General features: G+C 39.2%; 23 protein-coding genes. 14 read left to right on the plus strand and 9 right to left on the minus strand.

The annotated features are described in order from the left end of the window. Positions 1-84 precede the first annotated feature (84 nt). From dctP to BN997_RS11210, 3 genes are all read right to left on the minus strand, one after another. Positions 85-1,137 (minus strand): TRAP transporter substrate-binding protein DctP, encoded by a 1,053-nt coding sequence (gene dctP / locus BN997_RS11200; protein WP_042532305.1) that lies wholly within the window; start codon positions 1,135-1,137, stop codon positions 85-87. Between the two features lie 74 nt (positions 1,138-1,211). Continuing rightward, positions 1,212-2,486 (minus strand): TRAP transporter large permease, encoded by a 1,275-nt coding sequence (locus tag BN997_RS11205; protein ID WP_042532306.1) that lies wholly within the window; start codon positions 2,484-2,486, stop codon positions 1,212-1,214. A 28-nt stretch (positions 2,487-2,514) separates the two neighbouring features. Further along, positions 2,515-3,087: a TRAP transporter small permease gene (locus tag BN997_RS11210; protein WP_042532308.1), complete on the minus strand. Its 573-nt coding sequence runs from the start codon at positions 3,085-3,087 to the stop codon at positions 2,515-2,517. Positions 3,088-3,685: 598 nt separating this feature from the next. Here BN997_RS11210 and BN997_RS11215 point away from each other — a divergent pair. Beyond that, the gene (locus BN997_RS11215) at positions 3,686-4,861 is read left to right on the plus strand and encodes a M20 family metallopeptidase (RefSeq protein WP_042532310.1); all 1,176 of its coding nucleotides are present in this window, start codon (positions 3,686-3,688) and stop codon (positions 4,859-4,861) included. Positions 4,862-4,888: 27 nt separating this feature from the next. On the opposite strand, the gene BN997_RS11220 is transcribed toward BN997_RS11215, so the two are convergent. Beyond that, positions 4,889-5,389: a glutathione peroxidase gene (locus BN997_RS11220; RefSeq protein ID WP_042532312.1), complete on the minus strand. Its 501-nt coding sequence runs from the start codon at positions 5,387-5,389 to the stop codon at positions 4,889-4,891. A gap of 85 nt (positions 5,390-5,474) precedes the next feature. Between BN997_RS11220 and BN997_RS11225 the strand changes: the two genes are divergently transcribed. Beyond that, positions 5,475-6,164: a hypothetical protein gene (locus BN997_RS11225; RefSeq protein ID WP_226895019.1), complete on the plus strand. Its 690-nt coding sequence runs from the start codon at positions 5,475-5,477 to the stop codon at positions 6,162-6,164. 51 nt (positions 6,165-6,215) lie between these two features. Here the strand turns inward: BN997_RS11225 and BN997_RS11230 are convergent, their stop codons facing one another. Beyond that, positions 6,216-7,193 (minus strand): oxygen-dependent tRNA uridine(34) hydroxylase TrhO, encoded by a 978-nt coding sequence (locus tag BN997_RS11230; RefSeq protein ID WP_042532314.1) that lies wholly within the window; start codon positions 7,191-7,193, stop codon positions 6,216-6,218. Between the two features lie 224 nt (positions 7,194-7,417). Between BN997_RS11230 and BN997_RS11235 the strand changes: the two genes are divergently transcribed. The 4 genes from BN997_RS11235 (at position 7,418) to BN997_RS11250 (ending at position 9,434) form a co-directional block, all read left to right on the plus strand. Further along, complete coding sequence (locus tag BN997_RS11235) at positions 7,418-7,627, plus strand: hypothetical protein (RefSeq protein WP_042532316.1); 210 nt, start codon at positions 7,418-7,420, stop codon at positions 7,625-7,627. Between the two features lie 199 nt (positions 7,628-7,826). Then, complete coding sequence (locus BN997_RS11240; protein ID WP_042532318.1) at positions 7,827-8,360, plus strand: spore coat protein; 534 nt, start codon at positions 7,827-7,829, stop codon at positions 8,358-8,360. 34 nt (positions 8,361-8,394) lie between these two features. Beyond that, positions 8,395-8,826 (plus strand): spore coat protein, encoded by a 432-nt coding sequence (locus BN997_RS11245; RefSeq protein WP_084612924.1) that lies wholly within the window; start codon positions 8,395-8,397, stop codon positions 8,824-8,826. A gap of 407 nt (positions 8,827-9,233) precedes the next feature. Further along, entirely contained in the window at positions 9,234-9,434 is a 201-nt protein-coding gene (locus BN997_RS11250) for a cold shock domain-containing protein (RefSeq protein WP_198048619.1), read from the plus strand. 91 nt (positions 9,435-9,525) lie between these two features. On the opposite strand, the gene BN997_RS11255 is transcribed toward BN997_RS11250, so the two are convergent. After that, on the minus strand, positions 9,526-10,422 hold the full coding sequence (locus BN997_RS11255) for an NAD(P)-dependent oxidoreductase (protein ID WP_042532321.1): 897 nt from the start codon (positions 10,420-10,422) through the stop codon (positions 9,526-9,528). 220 nt (positions 10,423-10,642) lie between these two features. On the opposite strand from BN997_RS11255, the gene BN997_RS11260 reads away from it, so the two are divergent. After that, positions 10,643-11,263 (plus strand): TraR/DksA C4-type zinc finger protein, encoded by a 621-nt coding sequence (locus BN997_RS11260; protein WP_042532323.1) that lies wholly within the window; start codon positions 10,643-10,645, stop codon positions 11,261-11,263. 86 nt (positions 11,264-11,349) lie between these two features. Here the strand turns inward: BN997_RS11260 and BN997_RS11265 are convergent, their stop codons facing one another. Next, positions 11,350-12,279 (minus strand): zinc ribbon domain-containing protein, encoded by a 930-nt coding sequence (locus BN997_RS11265; protein ID WP_042532325.1) that lies wholly within the window; start codon positions 12,277-12,279, stop codon positions 11,350-11,352. 248 nt (positions 12,280-12,527) lie between these two features. Next, entirely contained in the window at positions 12,528-13,895 is a 1,368-nt protein-coding gene (locus BN997_RS11270; RefSeq protein WP_042532327.1) for a S1C family serine protease, read from the minus strand. A gap of 389 nt (positions 13,896-14,284) precedes the next feature. Between BN997_RS11270 and BN997_RS11275 the strand changes: the two genes are divergently transcribed. The 4 genes from BN997_RS11275 (at position 14,285) to BN997_RS11290 (ending at position 20,331) form a co-directional block, all read left to right on the plus strand. After that, positions 14,285-14,974 carry a response regulator transcription factor gene (locus BN997_RS11275; RefSeq protein WP_042532329.1) on the plus strand — a complete coding sequence of 230 codons (690 nt, stop codon included), beginning with the start codon at positions 14,285-14,287 and terminating at the stop codon, positions 14,972-14,974. Positions 14,975-14,976: 2 nt separating this feature from the next. Beyond that, positions 14,977-16,347: a sensor histidine kinase gene (locus tag BN997_RS11280; protein ID WP_042532331.1), complete on the plus strand. Its 1,371-nt coding sequence runs from the start codon at positions 14,977-14,979 to the stop codon at positions 16,345-16,347. Positions 16,348-16,775: 428 nt separating this feature from the next. Then, positions 16,776-18,599 (plus strand): translational GTPase TypA, encoded by a 1,824-nt coding sequence (gene typA / locus BN997_RS11285; protein WP_042532333.1) that lies wholly within the window; start codon positions 16,776-16,778, stop codon positions 18,597-18,599. A 436-nt stretch (positions 18,600-19,035) separates the two neighbouring features. Continuing rightward, positions 19,036-20,331, plus strand: coding sequence for an aminotransferase class V-fold PLP-dependent enzyme (locus BN997_RS11290; RefSeq protein ID WP_042532335.1), 1,296 nt, complete (start codon positions 19,036-19,038; stop codon positions 20,329-20,331). Between the two features lie 186 nt (positions 20,332-20,517). On the opposite strand, the gene BN997_RS11295 is transcribed toward BN997_RS11290, so the two are convergent. Further along, a complete protein-coding gene (locus tag BN997_RS11295) occupies positions 20,518-21,474 on the minus strand; it encodes a LysR family transcriptional regulator (RefSeq protein WP_052484986.1) in 957 nt (318 codons plus the stop codon). Between the two features lie 161 nt (positions 21,475-21,635). Between BN997_RS11295 and BN997_RS11300 the strand changes: the two genes are divergently transcribed. The 3 genes from BN997_RS11300 to BN997_RS23205 all read left to right on the plus strand — a co-directional run bounded on the left by BN997_RS11300 (position 21,636) and on the right by BN997_RS23205 (position 23,437). Next, a complete protein-coding gene (locus BN997_RS11300) occupies positions 21,636-22,862 on the plus strand; it encodes a pyridoxal phosphate-dependent aminotransferase (RefSeq protein ID WP_042532337.1) in 1,227 nt (408 codons plus the stop codon). Further along, a complete protein-coding gene (locus BN997_RS11305) occupies positions 22,846-23,154 on the plus strand; it encodes a RidA family protein (protein WP_052484987.1) in 309 nt (102 codons plus the stop codon). Before BN997_RS11300 ends, BN997_RS11305 begins: the two co-directional genes overlap by 17 nt. 109 nt (positions 23,155-23,263) lie before the next feature. Further along, a complete protein-coding gene (locus BN997_RS23205; RefSeq protein ID WP_175297037.1) occupies positions 23,264-23,437 on the plus strand; it encodes a RidA family protein in 174 nt (57 codons plus the stop codon). The last annotated feature ends 84 nt before the right edge of the window (positions 23,438-23,521 follow it).

Below are 23,521 nucleotides of genomic sequence, written 5' to 3' on the forward strand. Positions count from 1 at the left end.
AACAGGTGAGACAAATCTCAGCCTGTTTGTGTAAGAAATAATAAGCACCCGCTTTTACATAAAGTTAAAAGCGGGTGTTCTCTATTACTCACCCATTACATCCGCAATTTCTTCTTGCAGCTTATCGAAAATATCCTGATCGATATCGGATACTTCATCACGATAATATTGATGTACAGGCTCTGCAACCTCTCTAAATTCTTCAATCTGTTCATCTGTTAATTCAATGATTTCTGTCGGATTATCCGTATCTGCTTCAATCGCATTGATACCCTCTTGGTTTTGCGCCGTTTGCTCCTCAAATACCCAATCCTGCATTTCTGCTACCGTTTCGTCGACTACTTCTTTCACATTATCATCCAAGCCGTTATACCAATCTGTATTCACTGTTGTCATGGCAACATAGTTATTATGGTTAGAGACGGTAACGGTATTCTGTACTTCATGGAAGCTCGCTGATTGAATAAAGAAAATGGGGTTTTCTTGTGCATCTACCGTTCCGCGGTCCAGTGCTGTATATAATTCATCCCAGCTTAGTGATTGAACAGTTGCTCCATAAGCAGCATATGTTTCACGCATAAGCGGTGATTCCTGAACACGAATGTTTAAACCGCTCCAGTCGTCAGGAGATTCAATCCCGGCGTTACTGGACCAAGCCATTGCTCCTTCTGTCCAGTAAGATAGCGGAGAAATACCATGTTCTTCATACTTGGCACGTAAATCCTGATTCAATGCTTCACTATTTGTCAATACTTCCTGTACCTGCTCTTGATCAGAAGGGAAGAAATAGTGCAGAGAGAAGATTTGTCCATCTTGTACCTGGTTCCCGGTGAAGCCTGGAGACATTACAGCCAGCTCAACTCCGCCCTGCTGAAGTAATTGGGCTTGATCCACTTCACTGCCCAAAGCACCGAACTCCAGCGGTTCAACGGTAATCGCTCCATCTGTTTTTTCGCTGATACGGTTTGCGAATTCCGCGGCGTATTCATATTGAACCTCGCCTTGAAGCTCTTCCGTTACAAACTGCCAAGACTGCTCTTCAAATTCTCCATTGCCGGTATCTCCATTACTTTCTCCATCATCGCTTCCTCCGCACGCTGCTAATAATAAGCTGAGCGCTATAATAGAGGAAAGCATCCATAGAAATCTCTTGTTTAAAATAATAAATACCCCCTAATTTTTATATATAAAACAGAGATAAACCTGTTTTATTAATTAATAAGTACTAATGATAATTGCGGGAAGAAAATTAATAGCACACCAATGAGTAATAAAATCAAAATATATGGCGGTGTACTTCGAATTACTTCCAAGTATGGTTTGTTAAATACCGCACTAGCGGTAAATATATCTACGCCAAATGGCGGTGTTGCAGAGCCTAATGCTGCCTGGAAGGTAATAATAATTCCAAGGTGGATGAGGTCTACTCCTGCAGTTTCTGCTGCCGGTATAAATATTGGTGTTAATACGAGAATCACAACAATCGGATCAACAAACATACAGCCTATAAAGAAAAAGATACTGACAACAATAAGTACATAAATAGCACTTGGATCCGTTCCTAACACTGCTTCGGATATTTGCTGCGGAATTCTGGCGTACCCAAGCACCCATGAGAATAATTGACCGCCGGCTACCAATACAAATACGGCTGATGTAACTAGCCCGGTGGAAAGGGCAATACTCGGAATCTTTTTTAATGGAATGGTCCGGAAAATAAAGACTTCTAGAATAAATGCATAGAGTACCGCAATACCGGATGCTTCTACCGGACTGAATATCCCTGTATAAATACCGCCGACTATGATTACTGGAAAGGCTAAAGGAAGTAAAGCTTTACGAAAAAATTTCCAGCGTTCTCCCCAGCCCTGGCGCTCAGCAAGCGGAATATCCTTTGCCTTTGCATAAATCACACTATAGATGGCAAAAGCGAGAAAAACCATTATCCCTGGAATAATTCCGGCGATAAATAAATCACCGACAGATACACCTGAACCTGCTGCTAGAGCATAAATAATCATGCCGATACTTGGCGGAATGAGCAGGGCAACATCGCTTGCGTTAATAATTAATGCAATTGCACTGGAATCTTTATATCCCGCCTTCAGCATTCTGTCCCGCATCGGACGCCCGATTGCTACCACGGCTGCTTGGGTGGAGCCTGAAATTGCCCCGAATACGGAGCACGCAGCTGCAGTCGTTACAGCATAACCACCGCGAATATGACCAATAAAGGAACCGATAAAATCTAACAATCTATTCGATGTTTTCCCCGAAGTCATAATATCTGCTGCGAATATAAATAAAGGCACACATAGTAAAACAGAAGATGAAATTCCTGTTAGTAACTGTCCCATCAGTAAATCCATATTTAAATTTGGATTAAAGATAAGCATCACAACAACAGGGGCTAACATTAATGGAATCATCATCGGAAAATTCAAAAATAGTAATACAATCATTATCGATAATAATGTCGCTAACATAAGTTTTTCCTTTCTGCACGTTTTCAGTTTACAAATTAATATCTTCTAATTTAATATCCTGCTTTTTTTTCTGATCATTGTAATCTGGAGCATCAATCCCTATATACACGGTATCCTTTGCCTTCGCAGTAAAATTGATATACGTGTTTCGTAAATATTGGATACCTGCTGTTAAGAAGCCAATTGGAATGAACACACCCATTAGATATCTCGGAAGCTCCAGAGAGGTAGTAACAGCACCTGTGTTATATTCAAACATTACAAAGCTGTAAGAGAAGTATGCAAGTATAAACATAAAGATACTTGCAACGAAGTTAATGATAATCATCATTACTTTTCGTACTTTAAAAGGGGCGAAATCATAAAACGCTGACATACTGATATGTCTTCCTTTTCTTGCTGCATAAGCAATCCCCATAAATGTAGCGATAACAATTGCAAATTGACTGACTTCATAAGCGAAATAAAATGCACCTGAATTAAAAACTTCTCTGGCAATAACATTGCCGATAATCATAAAAGAAATCAGTATAATAGCGAAGCTCAGAATAAATTCTTCCAGCTTCATAAAGGCTTTATCAACCCATTGCAAAATTTTCAATATGCTTTTCCTCCTATATACATCGTGTTCTAACGGATCATAAAAAACATCTTTTGTATTTAAGAAATCCATTTTGTATGTATCTTTTTAAATTGTCTCTAATAAAGACTTATCAACTTAATAAGTCAATTATTTTTTATCACGAAGAATCTTCTGTAAACCTCCCGCTGAATGAAGTTTTGTTTTATCACGGAGAACCGTCCGTAAAACTCCCGCCTCAAAATAAAGCGTAAAAATAAATTTATTTAGGCGGGAGATAACGGACGCTAACTCCCTGAATCACTCAACTAACATTCAGTGGGAGAAGAACAAAAACTCCCACTGAATGAAGTTTCGTTTTATGTTACAGAAATGTTTCAATATATTCAAATGGGCTATAAGGCGATTATCCTTCGTAAGACGGGATAACGCTGCATCTAGGATATATAGCAGTTATTAACAGCTATATGATACCAAATACTCTCTGATAGTTAAGAATACGCTCTAGCTTCTTCGGAGAGACTGTGCAGGAATAGTGCTCATTTGTTGAATCGTCATGCAATATGTGTTATAAATATACATGTTGATTTATATATATACATTGAGTGAGGGAATAATAATGAAAGCAAATTTAAAAAATGAATTAGATAAAGTGATACATGATTTAACAGATTTAAGCGATACAATTTTTAATCATCCAGAGTTGGGAGATCAAGAATTTGAATCAATGAAGCGGTTAACAGATTATTTAACAGTACATCAATTTGACGTAGAAAAAGGAATTGTTGGCCGTGATACTGCATTTAAAGCGACCTATTCAAGCGGAAAGCCTGGTCCTCAGATTGCATACTTAGCTGAGTATGATGCGCTTCCAGGAATCGGACATGGCTGTGGACATAATTTAATTGGAACCATGAGTGTCGGAGCAGGCGTGGTATTAAGCAAGCTGATCGATGAAATTGGCGGAACCGTTCATGTATTCGGTACGCCTGCTGAAGAGACAAACGGAGCAAAAGTGCCGATGAGTGAGCAGGGTGTATTTGAAGGGGTAGATGCTGCGATGATTTTACATCCCAGTGATGTTTCGCAGGAGAGCGGTGATTCCTTGGCAATGGATGCGATCCAGTTTGAATATCATGGAAAAACAGCACATGCTGCAGCTGCTCCGGAAGAAGGAATTAATGCATTAGATAGCGTACTGCAATTATTTAATGGCATTAACGCATTAAGACAGCATGTGAAATCAGATGTCCGTATTCATGGCGTCATTCCTGAAGGAGGAGAGGCTGCCAATGTGGTGCCTGATAAAGCAGTTGCTCAATTCTATGTCCGCGCAGCGGATCGCTCTTACCTGAATGAGGTTGTGGAAAAGGTGAAAAATATTGCTGAAGGCGCCGCTTCCATGACAGGAGCAACATTAGAGATATCCAATTATGAATTAAGCTACGATGATATGACAACAAATAAAGTGTTATCCGATCTATTTACAGCAAATTTAAAAGAAACAAGCAGACTACCTGTGCACGGTTCAAAGGAAAGCTATGGCTCCATTGATATGGGAAATGTCAGCCAGGTCGTTCCGGCAATCCACCCTTATATCGGCTTAAACAAAGAAGGGTTGATTGGGCATACGAAAGAATTTGCTGACCAGACGATTACAGAAGACGGGCACTTGGCTTTGTACGAAGGAGCGCTCTCTCTAGCAAAAACAGGCTATGATTTATTAACAAATGAAGAAGCTTTGAAAGCAATGAAAGAAGAATTTAATAAAAATAAAGCGCAGGCTTTGGTCTAACTAGTTAGAAAACAGCGGAGAAGGATGTTATCCTTCTCCGCTGTTTTCCGATTTAAGAAGTGCTTCGATATCCTTTTCCATCGTATCCGGATTTTTTTGCGGACCAAATCGTTTTGCAACTTTTCCATCCGTATCAACGAGGAATTTCGTAAAATTCCATTTGATCTGTTCGCCTAATATCCCTTTTTGCTCGGTCGTTAAAAAATCAAAAAGCGGATGCACATTTTTTCCTTTTACGTCGACTTTGGAAAACATTTGAAATGTAACCCCGTAGTTCAACTGGCAAAATTGATTAATTTCTTCGTCTGCTCCTGGATCTTGATGACCAAATTGATTACAAGGAAAACCGAGTACTTCAAAATTCTGATCTTTATACTTTTCATATAGTCTTTGTAAGCCTTCAAACTGAGGGGTGAAGCCGCATTTGCTTGCAGTGTTTACGATGAGCAGTACTTTCCCTTCATAATCTGACAGCGATTTCTCTTCGCCTTCCATTGTTTTTGCTGAAAAATCATAGATAGTTGTCATATTACTTCACCTCGAAAAAAATGATAAGATGTACATGCATTAAAAATAATTCCAATTGTATTATAGCAAGAAAGGGCGTTTATTTGTGACTAAAATAATAAAAGATATTCCATTAAAGACGGATGAAAAAAATGCTTATTTACGTTATCTCACTACTACGGATTTACCCGATATTTTAGAATTGCAAACGATTGTTTATGAAGCTTTAGAGGATAAAAAAAGGCTGGAGACGCTGGATGAAAGTGAATTTCGGACGATATTAGAGGGAGAGCCGCTGATGGTCGGTATCTTTCATCAAGACAGGCTGATTGCTTTCCGGGCTTTTCTGAATCCAGCTGCTGATGAAGAAGGGCTAGGAAGCGATATCGGCTTGACAGAAGAAGAATTTGCAGAAATCATTTATTCAGAGATTTCCAATGTACATCCAAATTACCGGGGCAACCATTTACAAACCCAAATGGGCCGATTCATTATGAATCAATTAGATACTTCACTTTTCCGTTATGTCTTAGCTACAGTAGCTCCCGGAAATATTCCAAGCATGAAAGATAAATTTGCACTGGGGATGCGCATTTATAAAGTAAAAGAGAAGTATGGCGGAAAGCTGCGCTATGTTTATTGTAATGATTTAAAATTAAAAGAAATCAGGGCGGAAAATCAAACGGAGATAAATATGAACGATATTGACGGGCAAGAGAAGCTGATTGAAGAAGGTTATATTGGTGTAGAGATGAAGAAGTCAGATAGGGAATGGACAATTACTTATCAGAAATAAGAAACAGGCTGGGGAATCTAAATTCTCCAGCCTGTTTTCATATCTATATGATTAAACCGTTGTTGTTTCTGGAAGTGTTTCCCCAATCGCTGCTAAGCGGGCTTTCACTTCTTCTGTGGATAAATCATGTTCTTTCACATAAAGGTTACGTGGTGTCACCCGGCATTCATGCGTGCATCCGCGTAAGTATTTATGTTCATTTTCCTCAGAAGCAAGCATTTGTCGATTACACTCTGGATTTGCACAGTTTACATAACGCTCACAAGGCTCTCCGTCAAAGTAATCCTTGCCAATGATGACATGTTCTTTTTGGTTAACAGGAACGCTGATACGCTCGTCAAATACATACAGCTGTCCATCCCATAACTCGCCTTGAACTTCCGGATCCTTTCCGTAAGTAACAATGCCGCCATGTAATTGACCTACATCATCAAAGCCTTCATCCTTCAGCCAGCCGCTGAATTTCTCACAGCGAATGCCGCCTGTGCAATATGTTACGATTTTTTTATCTTCAAGCATTTCTTTGTTTTCTTGGACCCACTCGGGCAGTTCACGGAATGTCTTGATATCTGGGCGGATTGCGCCGCGGAAATGTCCCAAATCATATTCATAATCATTGCGGGCATCCAATACGATGGTATCTTCGTCCTGTAATGCTTCATAGAATTCTTTCGGTTCCAAATATTTTCCGGTTGTTTCTAACGGGTTAATATCATCTTCTAAACGCAGTGTAACTAATTCGTTTCTGGGACGGACATGCATTTTTTTGAAAGCATGCTTATCATGAGCATCTACTTTGAATGTCATATCTTCAAAGCGAGAATCTGCATGCATATGCTCCATATAGGCATTTGTCTGTTCCACTGTCCCTGAAACAGTTCCGTTAATGCCTTCTTCAGCTACTAAAATACGTCCTTTTAGCCCAAGCTCGTTGCAATATTTAAGATGCTCAGCCGCAAATGCTTCCGGATCCTCAATATGCACATAATTGTAATAAAGTAAAACGCGATATTCTTGATTTGTTTCCATTTGGTTTACCACCTGTTCATTTATATTTGCAAGATACAAATGAGTCTGGTTTCGTTTATTCATTTTTCGTCTTGCAATTCTTTATTTTAGCATGTTTTATTGCTTGATTCCAGTCCATAAGACAAACGCGCCTCTCATTATTTATCTCGCTGTAGACGTGAGCATAGTCAATCTGAACTTTTTCTCCATAAGATGGAGTATCTATGAAGGAAGGAGATGAAATAATGAGCGAATCATCTAAAGACCCAATGATGTCCAATAAAGTGGTTGAGGTAATGGTAGACAGTATTTTCCGTAAGAACGGGATTAAACCAGAAGAAGTGAAAAATAACCTTTCTGAAAAACAGCGTGAAATGTTAAAAGAAATGGTGACGGATTTAAAAGCGCAGGTAGAGGAGTTTCAGGAAAAGAAGAATGAGTCTAAAGCAGAATAATTTCTATCTAAAATGTGAAGGAAATATATGATTTCTTCACATTTTTTGTGCTGCTTTCCCAAAACGGCAGCATTGCATATTCCCTAAAAATTGGACTAGGTGATTTTGTTATTTTCCGTGTTCTTTGTGCTGGTGTACAGGAAGTATAGTTATCAATACCATAAATTAATTTAGAACTTTAAGAAAGGAGTGTTAATCGATGTCTGTCTACAGAAGTAAAACAGAAGGGACCAACCGTTTCCACGATGACTTATATGGAAACGATTATGCATGTCAACCTGAAGAAAATGCCTGTGACACAAAAGATAATCAATACGCACCGGCTTATTATGATAATTCCTTCAGCCCGAATTTTGGCGAGGCGAGTGTTGTTCAAACTGCAGATGAATTTTCGTATATGGAACAAGAATCTGCAGAGGTTATCTGGGTTAAAGAATCCTGTAATATTAATGTGAATTCAACAGATACGCAAATCGGCGCATCCTTACAAGCAGCACTGCAATTAGCTATTTCCATTGTTATCCGTTTATCCATTGCTGATTCTGGAGATGAGGAAGCGGTAGAACAAGAATTAATGCAAACAATCAGTGCCAGCCAGGTAAATAAACAAAAAATATTTATCTATAATACAAAAGATGCAACTGTGACAACAACCGACACAGATATTTCTGTTAATATTCAGCTGCTTTTACAAATCCTCATCGCTTTGGTAATCATGATTGATATTCTGTAATCCAAATTTGGTATAGAAAGGAGTGTAGACGAACATGATGCACAAAAAAGAGTGGAGAGCCCTAGATTATTGTGATGACGAACGAAACAACCAGGCAGAAGTAGAGGAAGCAGCCAAACAAAAGAATATAACGAAGCAATCCTCTGAGGAATGGATTATCATTAAAGACTCTGAGGGAGTTACAGTAACAACGACAGATACGCAAGCAGCAATCAGTTTACAGGTAGGGATTGAAGTAGCTATTGCTGTGGTGCTCAGCATTACATTGGCTGATTCAGACAAGGCAAAGGCTGTTTTCCAGGATTTAGAACAAGTGATGAAAACGAAACAAAGCAACCGTCAAAAAACTATTGTTGAAAAATCGAAAAATGTAAATATCACTACTACCGATATTGATATTGCTATTAATATTCAGTTATTGATTCAGCTGCTGCTGGCAATTGTAGTAAGTCTGGATATTTTATAAGAACATTAATTGCGAAAAATAACGGTACGTTTTTTACCTGAGCTCCCTTTATAAAACTGTTAAAGGGAGCTCTATTCATTTAAGAATAGATATACAGAGCTGCGGTATTTTATACTTTTCATAGGTGAAAACTATGCATAATTCCTGTTTTTAGCAATTTTAAAAATTAATGAATTTTATAGTGTAGAACGCTATCGTCATATGAAAACGCTTCTTCCGTTGAAAAACATCGAATTTTGTCTAATAATCTTCATCGATATTCACTTGCATTTTTTTATGAAAGGGGTTAAAATAATACTTGCAAAAGGTAATTGGAGTTACAAGAATACTTTACGATCTCTTTTTCAAGACGGTGTAAAAGTATTTAAGTTTCAATGACTTTGCATATCTTGTATAAGGAGGTCATGATAATGACTGGTAAAGTAAAATGGTTTAATGCAGAAAAAGGTTTTGGTTTCATCGAGCGTGAAGACGGAGATGACGTATTTGTACACTTCTCTGCAATTCAAGCTGAAGGATTCAAAACTCTTGAAGAAGGTCAAGATGTTGAATTCGAAATCGTAGAAGGCAACCGTGGCCCGCAAGCTGCAAACGTTGTTCGTCTTTAATTCGAATGATATAAAACGCTGGATAAGCCAGCTAAAAAACCTCGAATGTTTTCTAGAAACATTCGAGGTTTTTTCTGAGGAAAAAGTTTTGTTACAGTGTCATTTCCGCTTCATATGCAAGCAATTTAATCAATGCTTGGGTGCCGCTGTCAGCTTCGCCCATGTCAGCTAATTCTTTATAAAGCTTTAATGCCAATTCCAGTCCAGGTGCTGGCATTCCCATATTATGAGCTGATTCTAAAGCTATTTCCATGTCCTTGATAAAATGCTTTACATAGAAACCGGGCTCATAATCCCGTTCAAGCATTCTCTTACCTAAGTTGGATAAGGAGAAGCTGGCCGCAGCTCCGGTAGAAATAGTGGCGAGTACTTCCTCCGCATCTAAACCTGCTTTTTTTGCATAGATAATGGATTCACTGACCCCAATCATATTGGTCGCAATCGCAATTTGATTTGCCATTTTAGTATGCTGCCCAGCTCCTGCAGGTCCAAGTAAGGTAATTCTTTCTCCCAGGACACGAAAGATAGGTGCAATTTCATCATAAGCTTCTTTATCTCCGCCGGTCATAATAGCCAATGTGCCATTTTTTGCGCCGATATCCCCTCCAGAGACAGGAGCATCTAAAGCGGTCAAACCTGCTTTTTTTGCTTCTTCATAAATTTCGATTGCTAAGCTTGGCTTAGATGTCGTCATGTCAATGACATAAGCCCCTTTATTTGCATGGTTTAAAATACCTTCATCTCCAAAATACACTTTTTCCACGTCTTCTGGATAACCAACCATTGTAATAATGACATCACTTGCTTTTGCCAAGCTGGCTTGTGTATCATGCCAGGCAGCTCCAAGCTCCAGTAACTCTTCTGCCTTTGATTTTGTTCTTGTGTAAACATTAAGCTTGTAGCCTGCTTCCATTAGATTTTTTACCATGCTTTTCCCCATTACACCTAAACCAATAAAACCGATAGTAGCCGTTGATGCCGTTATCATTGTCTCTCTCCTTTGTATAAATGTTGTATCTAAATCTTGTCATGAAAATTCAAAAAACGCAAATAATTATTAAGAAAAAACAGCTGAATTTCCAATAAATTCTTTTCACTCGTTAAAATATACTTGGCAACGATTGCCTTGCATCGAATTTTTCCATTTACATATAGTATAAAACGAAACTTCAATCCTAAATAAATATAGATAGAAGGGGAGGATAACGATGAGAGTAGATACGGTAAGGCTAAAGCAGCGGCTGCTTGCGAGACAAGAGGAGTTAATTGAACGAATAAATCAAAAAACAGAAATGAAATATGAATTTAGCCAAGAGGTGTTAGGTGAATTATCCAATTATGATAATCATCCTGCTGATACAGGAACGGAGCTTTTTGAAAGAGAAAAAGACAGTGCTCTGCAGCGACATGCGGAATCAGAATTAGAAGAAATAAATAATTCCATTCATGCGATGGAAGAAGGAACCTATGGAATTTGCAAGGTGTGCGGTGAAAATATTGAACCAGAGCGTTTGGAGGCATTACCGACTGCAGATTGCTGCGCCGAACATGAAAAACAGCGGACATTTCATGGAGAGACACCGCCAAAAGAAGTATTTAAAGTAAGAGAAGATGGCGGAGAAAATAGTTGGGAGGATGTCCAGCAATATGGAACATCCAGCTATACTCCGGATTATCATGACGGTGCAGGGGTGCCGGAAGATGGGGAAGAGAGCTCTGATGATATAGAGGTGGAAGATTTTTTGGCTGCTGATATAGAAGGCAAGTATACAGGCGTGATGCCTAATCATGAGGCGTATGAGGATGAATTGGATAGCGAAGAAGAGTAATTCACAAAAAAATCCGGACGTGACCCTGCTTCTGAAAGTCAATTTGTCCGGATTTTTGAGACTGCATGTTTACATCTGGATATTTATTAAAATACACCCATATACTCAATGGATTCCAATATGCTTACTAAGATATCTAAAATAAAAAAGTGCTGCAGTATTGTAATGATAGCGATGGTAATTGCTAATGATATGACGGTGAAATAAAAGCTTTGCTTGTTTTTTTCTTGGATAAGCGCATATAACATATGAATAACTGGATTAATGTAAATTACAAAAGTAAACAGAACAGTAACAATGAACATTCCAAAAGCCAGCCCCCATGGAAAATTCCCGGATGATCCCCCTTCTAGTTGAAGCATCCACAAACCAAGTTCCATAACATTGATTTTAGCGATTCCAAGCAGGGATAATAGAGCTATTACAACAAAAAATCCAGTGAATGGTACAAGTGTTCCAGTAAAACGGGTGAATTGTTTTGTAAAAGACATGGGATGCTTTGCCAATTTAAACGTAATAAAATTTGCAATTAGTCCAGTAAAGAAAAGAATAATAAAAATAAGCATCCCTTTCAAAATAGTAGAAAAAATAGGCAGATAATTACTTAAGGAATCGTCACTAAAAGATGCTGCAGCCATCGCGTCATTAAATAAAGAGTTAATTAATCCATAACAGAATAAAGTGGCAGCCAGCGTAAGGATAATTGCTGTAACAATCGAATTAATCAAGTGCTGTTCATTATCCTTAAAAGCGACATTCGGATTTTTAATCCGGGTAATAAAATAACTCCAATATTGATTTGAACCTGTTTTTACTTTTTCAAGTGTTGCATTGAATTGCTGTGATGTTTCTGCAGTGGATGCATTTTCCTGTTGTGATGTCTCTGTATGTACCTCAGGAGTATTTTCTTTAGATGGATCCTCTGTTGCTGTTTTTTCTTGTGGATGCAGCGGTGAACCACATTTTGTACAAAACTTTCCTTCCTCCGTTTCCTGATTACATGCTGGGCAAATCAAAAAATCACTTCCTTTTCCAATAATTCAGCAAGATAAATCTTGCTTTGAAAGTTAATTATATACGATTTTTCAGGGAATCGGTAGGGGAAAATAGGTTTATTCTCCTAATATTTCCTTCTGTGTATAGAAAAAGCAGGCTGCTGATATTCAACAGTCTGCTTTTTCCGTTGCTATAGATAGCTTAGTAATTCTTATACCCGCATTCAGTGAGATCACTCCTCGTTGAAGAAAGTGTTCCTTTATGCTGTTTATTGATTTGCTTCTGGTTGGTTGGCTTTTAATTCATCCATTTTTAATGTAATGGAATGCAGTTCTCCATCACGTGCAAATTCGATTTCTACATGTTCTCCAGCCTGCCCTTGATCAAAAAGCTCTTTGCGAAGCTCGATAATGGAAGTGACTGGATTCCCATTTATTTTTGTAATGACGTCAAATTGTTGCAGGTTCGCATTGTCTGCTGGTGAACCAGATTGAACATTTGCAATGACCATGCCGCCTTCTACATCTTCAGGAAGCTCGATTTCTTGCTGGTATTGAGGCGGAACCTGGCTTAATGGCGCTGTAGAAATACCGATTAATGGACGGGAAACTTCACCGTCTGTTTCCAGTTTTTCAACAACTGGCAAGGCTTCGTCAATAGGAATGGCAAAACCGATGCCTTCTACTTGGCTTTGAGCAATTTTCATGGAGTTGATGCCAATCACATCACCGTCTGCATTAACTAATGCGCCGCCACTGTTACCAGGGTTGATTGCTGCATCTGTTTGCAGTACTTCTGTTACCCAATCCGGAGCGCCGTCTCCGTTTGTATCTACTTCAACATTACGATTTAAACCGCTGATGATACCTCTTGTTACACTGTTATTAAAGTCCATACCAAGCGGGTTACCGATTGCCATAACCGTTTCTCCTACTTCAATATCTTCACTGGATCCTAAATTTGCAACTGTATCAACATGCTCTCCATCAATTTCAAGCACAGCTAAGTCTGTTAATGCATCTGTTCCAAGTACAGTGGCATCTACCTGATGTTCTTCATTCAAAGCTACTTGAAGCTGTTCTGCGCCTTCTACAACATGGTTATTTGTGATAACATACGCTTTTCCATCTTCTTTTTTATAGATGATTCCTGAACCAGTACCAGCTTCTTGGCTGTCCTCCCATAAATTTTGCTGCTGCATATTAATAACGCCGACAACAGCTTGGGAAACTTCTGAAATATCAGCAGAAACGTCTGCATCATCAGAAGCTATCGTAGGGATAATAGATTCTGAAGAGGCACTGGATGACGCAGTTTCTCCTCCAGAGGAATCCATTATGCCCTCCGAAGCCGGCAGCAATTGATTTCCTAAGAGCAGGACAACAAGTACGGAAGAAATAATTCCTCCAATTGCTCCGCTAAAAAAACCGCGGAACCAGCCTTTCGATTTTTTTTGCTTTGGCGGATTGGTTTCTGATGAAGCGACATATGTTTGCTGCTTTTCATCGGTTGTTCTATTTTGCTCTGATCTATTATTATCAATTGTCGATGCTTCATCAGTCAAAGGCTCATCATTCTTTTCAAGGTCACCCGATACATTTTCATTTCTTTCATTTTCATAATCGTTGTTGCTCATTGTAAAGCACCTCCAAGTTATTTGATTTAATTTTATTATAGTACCGACCATGGGAAATCCTTTGGTATAATTGTGTAAAAACTGTGTAATCTTAAATCCCGTTTGTCAGAAGCAGGGTGTTCATGTAAAAATAAATAGTATAGAATGAAAGATTGTTGAAAATGGGGATATTCTTTCTTCCTATATTAGAATTACCCGATTTGTTTTTTTTAATAAACGTGAAAACGCCTGAAAAAAATCAAGTATATTGCTTTATCACGGAGAATCGTCCGTAAAACTCCCTCTGAATAAAGTTTCGTTTTATTGCTGGAGTCTGCCGAAGCGGCATCTTGCCAAATCCGCAGTTGATAAACTACAATTTAGTACAGGATGAAAGAGGTGGGAAATACATGTCATACCATATTGGTTTAGTAGAAGATGATAAAAACATACAAGATATTGTTGTTGCTTATTTAAAAAAAGAAGGGTATCAGATAACTGTTCTGGACAATGCAGAAGACGGCTGGACATTATGGGAAAATAATCCACCGGATATGTGGGTATTAGATATTATGCTCCCGGGGATGGATGGTTATGAATTTTGCAGGAAAATTCGTAATGAAAGCGATGTTCCCATTATTATTATTTCAGCGAAAGATGAGGAAATCGATAAAATTTTAGGTCTGGAGCTGGGCAGTGATGATTATTTAACCAAGCCATTCAGCCCGAGAGAACTGATTGCCCGAATGAAAAGGCTGTTCAAACGGGTGCAGCCAAAGTCTTCGGAATATAAAGAACCGGACGATCGGGTAAAAGTAGATCAGCTCCTTGTGTATAAAAATGAACGGAGAGTATTTTTTGAAGGAATCGAATATGAAACAACTGCAAAAGAATATGATATGCTGCTCCTTTTAGCAGAGAACCCTAATCGTGCTTTTTCTCGTGAAGAATTGCTGGTAAAGGTATGGGGCGATGATTATTTTGGGAGTGACCGTGCGGTAGATGATTTAATGAAACGGATTCGGAAAAAGATGGAGCATATTCCCCTTGAGACAGTATGGGGATTCGGCTATCGTTTGAGAAAAGATGAGGAAGCATAATAATGAAATTACAATCGCAACTAAATGCTGCTTTTACAGCGCTGCTGCTTGTTATTATGACCACTGCGGGCCTGGTTATTTACTCGCTGGTATTAGATGTGCTCATCCAGGATGAACAGCGTCAGCTTGCAGAAACAGGAGAATTACTTATCAGTTTTCTATCGGAACAGTATGATGATGCAAGTGAATATCGAAATATTGATGACTTCTTGAAGGATCAAGAATTGCAGCTTTTCTTATATGACCGGAACTTAGATACAGTTTTATTTTCGACCATGTCTATTTCGGTTGTGAATGAGTTTTTTCAGGAAAATAATTTTGAGGACAACGAAGAAACACTGTGGCAGCATGGAAATGACCGTTTCGTAACGCAACGAATTATATTTTCTCCGGAGCAGTCCGGGATGGAATTGATTTTATTAACACCCATCAACGATTTACGAGCCGTGCAGCAAAACTTTTTCTTCCGATTAGCGTGGGTATTTTTAATTGGAGCTCTGGCGGCAGTCATTTTAAGCTATTATATGACGAATAAATTGGTAACACCATTATCCTTGCTGAAGAAAGAATTGAAGAAGGTGGAAAACCGCCAATTTGACCAGATGAAGCGGATCCGAGCCAGCGGAGAAATAAAAGAAGTGGAACAGAGTGTCTACGAGATGTCACAGACATTAGAGCAATATATGAAATCGCAGCAGACCTTTTTTCAAAATGCGAGCCATGAGCTGAAAACACCATTGATGACAATCCAAGGCTACGCAGAAGGAATCCGTGATGGTATTTTTGATGAAAAAGATACCGAGAAAGGGCTGGATGTCATGGTCACAGAGGTAAACAGGCTTAAGAAAATCATCAATGAAATGATTTTACTTGCCAAATTGGACTCTCAGCCGGATGTGTACGAGGAGACAGAAATCGATGTGCAGGCTTTTGTGGACGGGATTGTGAGCAAAGCATTGCCAATCGTCAATGAAAATAAATTGGACCTTCATCAGAAGGTGGACGGCTCCATAACGATACATGCAGATGAAGAAAAGCTCCTGCGAGCTGTTTCCAATGTGGTATTTAATGCAATCAGGTATGCCAATAAAGAGATTTCTATCCATGTATATAAGAAAAAAAATATGATTTTCTTTGATATAGAGGATGACGGAAAAGGGATTACCGAAGAAGATTTGGATAAAATATTCCACCGGTTTATCAAAGGAAAAGGCGGAGAAACGGGACTGGGACTGGCGATTGCACGTGCAATTATTGAACAGTCAAACGGGAAGATATATGCCGGGCAGTCGAAAAAATTAGGTGGAGCGAAGTTTACCATGTGCCTGCCTGTTTCTAGTAAGCCGAAAGGAAATAAAAAAATAAAATCTTAATGAATGATAAAAAGACTTCTTTCTTTGCCTGATTGAGCGTGGAAGAGGTCTTTTTTATCGCAGCCCCAGTGTAAATCTCCGCAGAAAAAGCGATTTTCTTTTTCCGCCGCAGGCATAAATATGACTATACTTTGGTCTGCGCCTGTGGTCCCGCAATTAGCAAGGCTTCTTTAAAGGGAGCTAAAGACAAGTCTCTGGAAACGCAGTATATTTCTATAGCGGCTGCTTACAGTAAAATTATATCTGCTAAGTCATCCAGCCATTTTGGTGAAAATCCTTCATGAAATGATAATATAAAATACATTGTTATAATAATACATGAGCAATCAACACATCCTAAAGAAAAGAAAAACAATTTTACAAATTTCCTCATTATATGATATAATAAATTGGTTTTACATTCGATATGTTAGAGGAGCGTACTATTTATGCAATTAAGAAATGATATTCGTAATATCGCAATTATTGCACACGTTGACCACGGGAAAACAACGTTAGTGGATCAGCTATTAAGATATTCTGGGACTTTTCGGGAAAACGAGCACGTAGACGAACGTGCGATGGACTCTGGAGATATAGAACGTGAACGCGGGATTACAATCTTAGCGAAAAATACAGCTGTAAAATATAAAGATTCAACAATTAATATCCTTGATACACCAGGTCACGCCGACTTTGGCGGTGAAGTGGAACGTATTATGAAAATGGTTGATGGTGTTGCCTTAGTCGTGGACGCCTACGAAGGAACCATGCCGCAAACACGTTTCGTATTAAAAAAAGCTTTAGAACAAAAACTGACACCAATTGTGGTATTAAATAAAGTTGACCGTCCAAATGCCAGACCGGCAGAGGTCGTTGACGAAGTATTAGATTTATTTATTGAATTAGGAGCGGACGATAACCAATTAGAATTCCCTGTTGTTTATGCATCTGCGTTAAATGGAACCTCCGGATTAGAGCCGGAAGATCAGCAGGAAACAATGGATCCAGTCTTTAATACCATTATGGAGCATATTCCGGCTCCAGTTGATACAAGAGAAGAGCCGTTACAGTTTCAAGTAACTTTACTGGATTATAATGACTATGTCGGCCGAATCGGAGTTGGACGTGTGGTCCGCGGTTCTATCAAGGTAGGACAGCAGGTTGTTGTATTAAAAGAAGATGGATCACAAAAATCCTTCCGTGTTTCCAAATTATTTGGTTTCATTGGTTTAAAACGGGTTGAAATCCAAGAAGCTGTTTCTGGTGACATCGTAGCTCTGGCTGGAATGGAAGACTTAAATGTCGGTGAAACGGTATGTCCGGCTGAGCATCCTGATCCGCTTCCATGGCTGCGTATTGATGAGCCGACCCTGCAGATGACCTTTGTTGTAAACAACAGTCCATTTGCCGGAAAAGAAGGGAAGTATATTACGTCCCGCCGTATTGAAGAGCGTTTATTAAAAGAATTAGAAACCGATGTAAGCTTACGTGTGGAACCGACCAGTTCACCAGACGCCTGGACTGTTTCCGGACGCGGAGAGCTGCATTTGTCTATTCTTATTGAGAACATGCGCCGTGAAGGCTATGAGCTTCAATTGTCTAAGCCGGAAGTAATCATCAAAGATATTGACGGTGTAAAATGTGAACCGATGGAGCGGGTCCAAGTAGATGTTCCGGAAGAACACACAGGAGCAATTATGGAATCCTTAGGAGAACGTAAAGGCGAAATGCTTGATATGGCTAATCAAGGAAACGGACAAGTTCGTATTGAGTTTAAAGTGCCATCCCGCGGTCTTTTAGGATATACTACAGAATTTATGTCGCAGACACGCGGTTATGGTATTATTAACCATACCTTTGAGGCATACGAGCCTGTTATTAAAGGACAGGTCGGCGGCCGCCGTGAAGGTGTGCTAGTTGCATTGGAAAAAGGGAAAGCATCTACCTATGGAATCATGAACTTGGAGGATCGCGGAGTTATCTTTATTACTCCCGGAACGGAAGTTTATGAAGGGATGATTGTCGGAGAGCATAATCGTGAGAATGACTTAACGGTTAATATCACAAAAGAAAAGCACTTAACTAACGTGCGTTCAGCTACAAAAGACCAGACATCCACTATCCGTAAGACAAGAGATATGTCTCTGGAGGAAGCCCTGCAATATTTAAGTGAGGATGAGTATTGTGAAGTAACACCAGAAACAATCCGTCTTCGTAAGAAAATCTTAAATAAAAACGAACGTGAAAAAGCAGCGAAAAAAAGTAAGTAATGAAGTGGAAGTACAAGCTGACAGAAAAGCCGGTTCGATTTTTACTAGAAATAGTAAGAATTGAACCGGCTTTTTTATATTAGAGAAGTATATAATTTTTAACGCAGAAGAATTCCGAAGCTAACACCAAATTGAATGTAGTTTATCCCCATGGATTTTGATGAAGAACCGTCCATATAAACTCCCAAGGAGTGAAGTTTCGTTTTATGCCATCTAAATAGTCAGTCAGCATAGAAGAAAATATATATGATTATAATTTATTTTGTATTGGAGTAAACGTATAAGAAGTACTACTATTATAATTATAGAAAAAATATGTAAATTAAAGAGAAACAGCTGATAGCATATTATATAAGTTAAAGTCTTCCTGATTTGTATCGAAAAATTTCATTTGAAGCAGGCTTGTATCACCACTAAAAATTATTGGAGGGATAAAATGGCGGGATTAACGAAGGGCAGATTATTTAGCAATGAATTATTAGAAGAAATTAGAGACAGGTTCGCCTATATTGATATGGATCCGTTGACACAGAAAAAGCGGGTGTTTTTAGACAATGCCGGCGGTTCTTTTCGGTTAAAAACTGCCAATCAGAAATTTGCTCAGTACGACTTGATGCCTGACCACCCTTTGCGCAATCATGACACAGCGAAATTTTTATTCGAAGTGGAGCAAAGAGGCATAGAAGATGCAAGAACGATATTTAATGCAAAGCAGGGGAGTATTGCCACTTACTTTACTGCGTCTCAAGCAATGTTTGCAGCAACCGGTGTCATTGCGGAAAATATAGAGGGAAGCAATATTGTGACAACGGAATTAGAGCATCCGTCCGCTTATGATGCTGCCAAGTTTTATGCAAATAAGCTGGGAAAAGAATTTCGTGTAGCTAAAACAAACCGGGTAACTGGAGGTGTGGATGTTGCGGAAATCACCAGACTGATTGATGAGAATACAAGCTTTTTAAGTGTGATTTATGCATCTAATATTTCAGGTACGATTTTAGATATTGAAATGATTGTAAAGGAAGCCAGGAAAATCAAGCCGGATTTATACATTATCGTCGACGCTGTGCAGCATGCTCCGCACGGTATCATTGATATCGAAAAAACCCCTGTAGATGCGATTAACTTTGCACCATATAAATTTTTCGGGGTAAGAGGAAGCGGTTTTGCATATATTTCCCAAAGGGCAGCAGCGCTTCCGCATCAACGTTTAGCTGGAAAGGATGACAGTGATCTGCAGCTGGGAAGCTCCACACCGGGTCATTTTGCTTCTCTTAGCGAAATTGTCGATTATGTCTGCTGGATAGGGAGTAAATTTTCGGAGAAACAGGATAGAAGAAGGCTGTATGAGGAAGGAATGACACGGATCGCTTTACATGAAAGAGCATTGCTGGAAGCGATACTTCATGGCACAGATAAAGTAAAAGGATTAAGAAATATCCCTGGCGTTACCGTCCATTTAGATGATGAAGATTTATCTAAGAGGGATCTGATTATCGGAATAACAATTGATCACTTAGATTATCAAGAGGCTGTTCGACAATATGAAGCGGAGCATATTGTGGTTTATGAGCGTGCTGCTTCCAGTATTTATTCTAAAAGAATGTTAGAGTCTTTTGATCTCGACGGTGTTGTAAGGGTATCTCCCCTACACTGCAATAGTGTGGAGGAAATAGAAGCATTTCTGCGTGTTACACAAAAAATAGCGGAAAGAGTTAAAACAGTAAGTTAACAATTAAATTTTTGCTTGGTGCTCCTCATTCAAGTAAGTGATTCTTTATTTATGGCAGTATGAGTGTCCGCCATTTCCCCTGCTGAGCAGAAGGGAAAAACGGTCACTCCTTTTCCTGCTTCATGTAAATCTGAAATACTTGCTTCCCAGCGCTCTGCAAAATCATTTTTTACAGCGTATTAAAACTCACAGATGATCGATTTTTTTCTCCTTGATAAATGAAATAAAATCTGTGCCGACTTTCGGAAGCGGCTGTGTTTTTTTATAATACAGCATAATATTTTGACGGGCGTTGTCATCATCAATTTTGTAAAAGCATAATTTATTGGTTGCTTCTAAGTAATGCGTGACGCTGGCCCGAACGAAAGCGATTCCCTTTTCATTACTGGCAATGTAATAGGAAGTCAGCATCTGGTCAAGGTACATGGATATGGTTGGTGTGAAACCGGCATTTCTACACATTTTTAAACTTCGCTGGTTTAGGTCATTCCCTTTTTTTAATAGCAGGAAATCTTCCTTCTGAAATTCTTTCAGGTTTATCTTAGGATATCGTTCACTTAAATAGTTTCCATTAGCTATATTTTGAAAGGTGATTTGATAGTTACGAAGCTTATTATTTATTTCATAGCTTGAAGGCACTGCCAGTAAAATATGTTCTTCCGCCCAGACAAAGGAATCAAACATTTTAGAAATGTCCTTTTTCTCGACATCGATTATCATATCAACAATCCCTGTGCGCAGACATTTTATCAGATCATCCGCATTGGCTTCCAGAAGATTTACCTTATAATCGGGATATTCTTCCTTAAACTCTTGAGCGATTTTCGGCAGGATATGTGTGCAAAAGAAGGATGCGCCTCCAACACTGATGGTACCTTGATTATCCTCTGCTAAGTGATTAAAATAACTCCTCATTTCTTTTTCAATGTTCATAATAGTCTCGATGGATTCAATATAATATTCTCCAGCCTTTGTTAATTGGATGGGATTGCTGCTTCTATCGAAAATAGGAAGACCTATCTCTTCTTCCACTTTTTTAATCGTTGCACTGAGTGCCGGCTGAGAAATATATAATTCGCCGGCAGCTTTCGAAAAGCTCTTATTTAAATATACTGCATATACATATTCCATATTTTTCAGCATTTCATTCCTCCTCAAATTATGTATAGAGAAATACCTATAGTGTTATAAATTATTTCGTATTGGAGTTCGTATTTAAGATGGGATACTATTATAACTATAATGAATTTGCAGATATTTTGTAAAGGTATACTATTTTTCAATTATAGAAAAGAGGGTTAATCATGGATTTGATAGAAGAAAAGTTTTTAAAGCTTGGTGCGGAATATGCTCCTGGTCAAGAAGGACGCCAGAAAACGAATGAAATCGATGTTCCTTTTGAGAAAATTCCCGGTAGGCCGGTGGACTTTTCACATGGGGATGTGGATGCTTTTCAACCAATTCCGGGCTCTTTAGATGCCTTTGTGGAAGGAGTTCATCTTGGAGGGAAGCAGGCCTACACAGAATATCGCGGGGGGATGGATATCCGGGAGAAGCTAGCTGAAAAGCTTGCTGATTTTACGAACACAAGCATTGACCCGGATCAACATGTTATCCTAACACCTGGAACCCAAGGAGCATTATTTCTAGCAATGGGATCAACGGTGGCCAGAGGAGATAAGGTTGCTATTGTAGAACCGGACTATTTTGCCAATCGGAAGCTTGTTGAATTTTTTGATGGGGAAGTCGTTCCTGTCCAGCTGGATTATTACAAAACAGACACATCAGCCGGTTTAGAGCTAACGCAGCTGGAGGATGCTTTTCAATCAGGAGTAAAACTCTTTTTGTTCTCTAATCCAAATAATCCGACGGGTGTTATTTATTCCCGGGATGAAATTCAGGAGATTGCCGGTTTAGCAGAGCAATACGGGGCAACCGTGATTGTTGATCAACTCTACTCGCGGCAAATTTTTGAAGGAAGGACGTATACTCATTTATGTGCGGAGAACCGGATTGATCGAGAAAATGTCATTACGATTATGGGACCTTCTAAAACAGAATCACTTAGCGGATACAGGTTAGGGGTCGCTTTTGGATCGGAAAAAATGATTAACCGAATGGAAAAACTGCAGGCTATTGTATCATTGCGCGCTGGCGGATATAATCAGGCCGTCTTGAAAACATGGTTTTCTGAACCGGCAGGCTGGATGGAGGAGCGAATTAAAGCGCATCAGGCAATCCGTGATGACCTGGTCGCCCAAATACGTGCAGCTGAGGGGTTTCAGGTAAGAGCGACAGAAGCGGGCAGTTATTTATTCCCGAGAATTCCGGAACTGGGTATTTCAATCAATGAGTTTGTGAAAGCACTTCGTCTTCAGGCTGGTGTGACCGTAACACCAGGAAAGGAATTCGGTCCACAATTCGGTGACAGCTTTCGGATAAATTTTTCACAGGATCATCAAGCGGCGGTAGAAGCAATGGAACGTGTTATCCAAGTAGTGGAGGCGTATCGAAATGCATCCATCAAATGAAGGGAATAATCTGATTCCACAGGGGAAATACCTTCCTGCATCCCGGTTTGGAAATATTATTTATACAGCCGGGATGACACCAAGAAAGAATGGTGTGCTGCTTCAGAGCGGAAAAGTTATTGCAGCAGAGCCTGTATCAACCTATTATCCAGCAGTCAGACAAGCAGCTGCAAATGCCTTAACTGCTGCTGTAAACACACTTATGGAGGGAGAACAACTCATGCAGATATTATCACTCACCGTTTATCACGGAGAACCGTCCGTAAAACTCCCGCCTCAAAATAAAGCGTAAAAATAAATTTATTTAGGCGGGAGATAACGGACGCTAGCTCCCTGAATCACTCAACTAACATTCAGTGGGAGAAGAACAAAAACTCCCACTGAATGAAGTTTCGTTTTATGTGAATGCAGAGGAAACATTTCAATCCCATTCAAGTCTGGCAAATGCTGCTTCCGAATATTTATCTGAACAATTGGGGGAGGCGGGGATAGGCAGCAGGGCAGCAATTGGTGTATCCTCGTTACCGGGAAATGCACCTGTTGAAATTCAATTGGTTGCTGGAGTGAGCTTATAAAGAATATACTGGAATTGTTAATTAGAGCAAGCTAAAAAATGAATGTAACTTGATGAAATCTCCTTTATCGAGTTACATTTAAAG

It is taken from the genome of Oceanobacillus oncorhynchi (assembly GCF_000821065.1).
GTDB classification, from domain to species: Bacteria; Bacillota; Bacilli; order Bacillales; family Amphibacillaceae; genus Oceanobacillus; species Oceanobacillus oncorhynchi.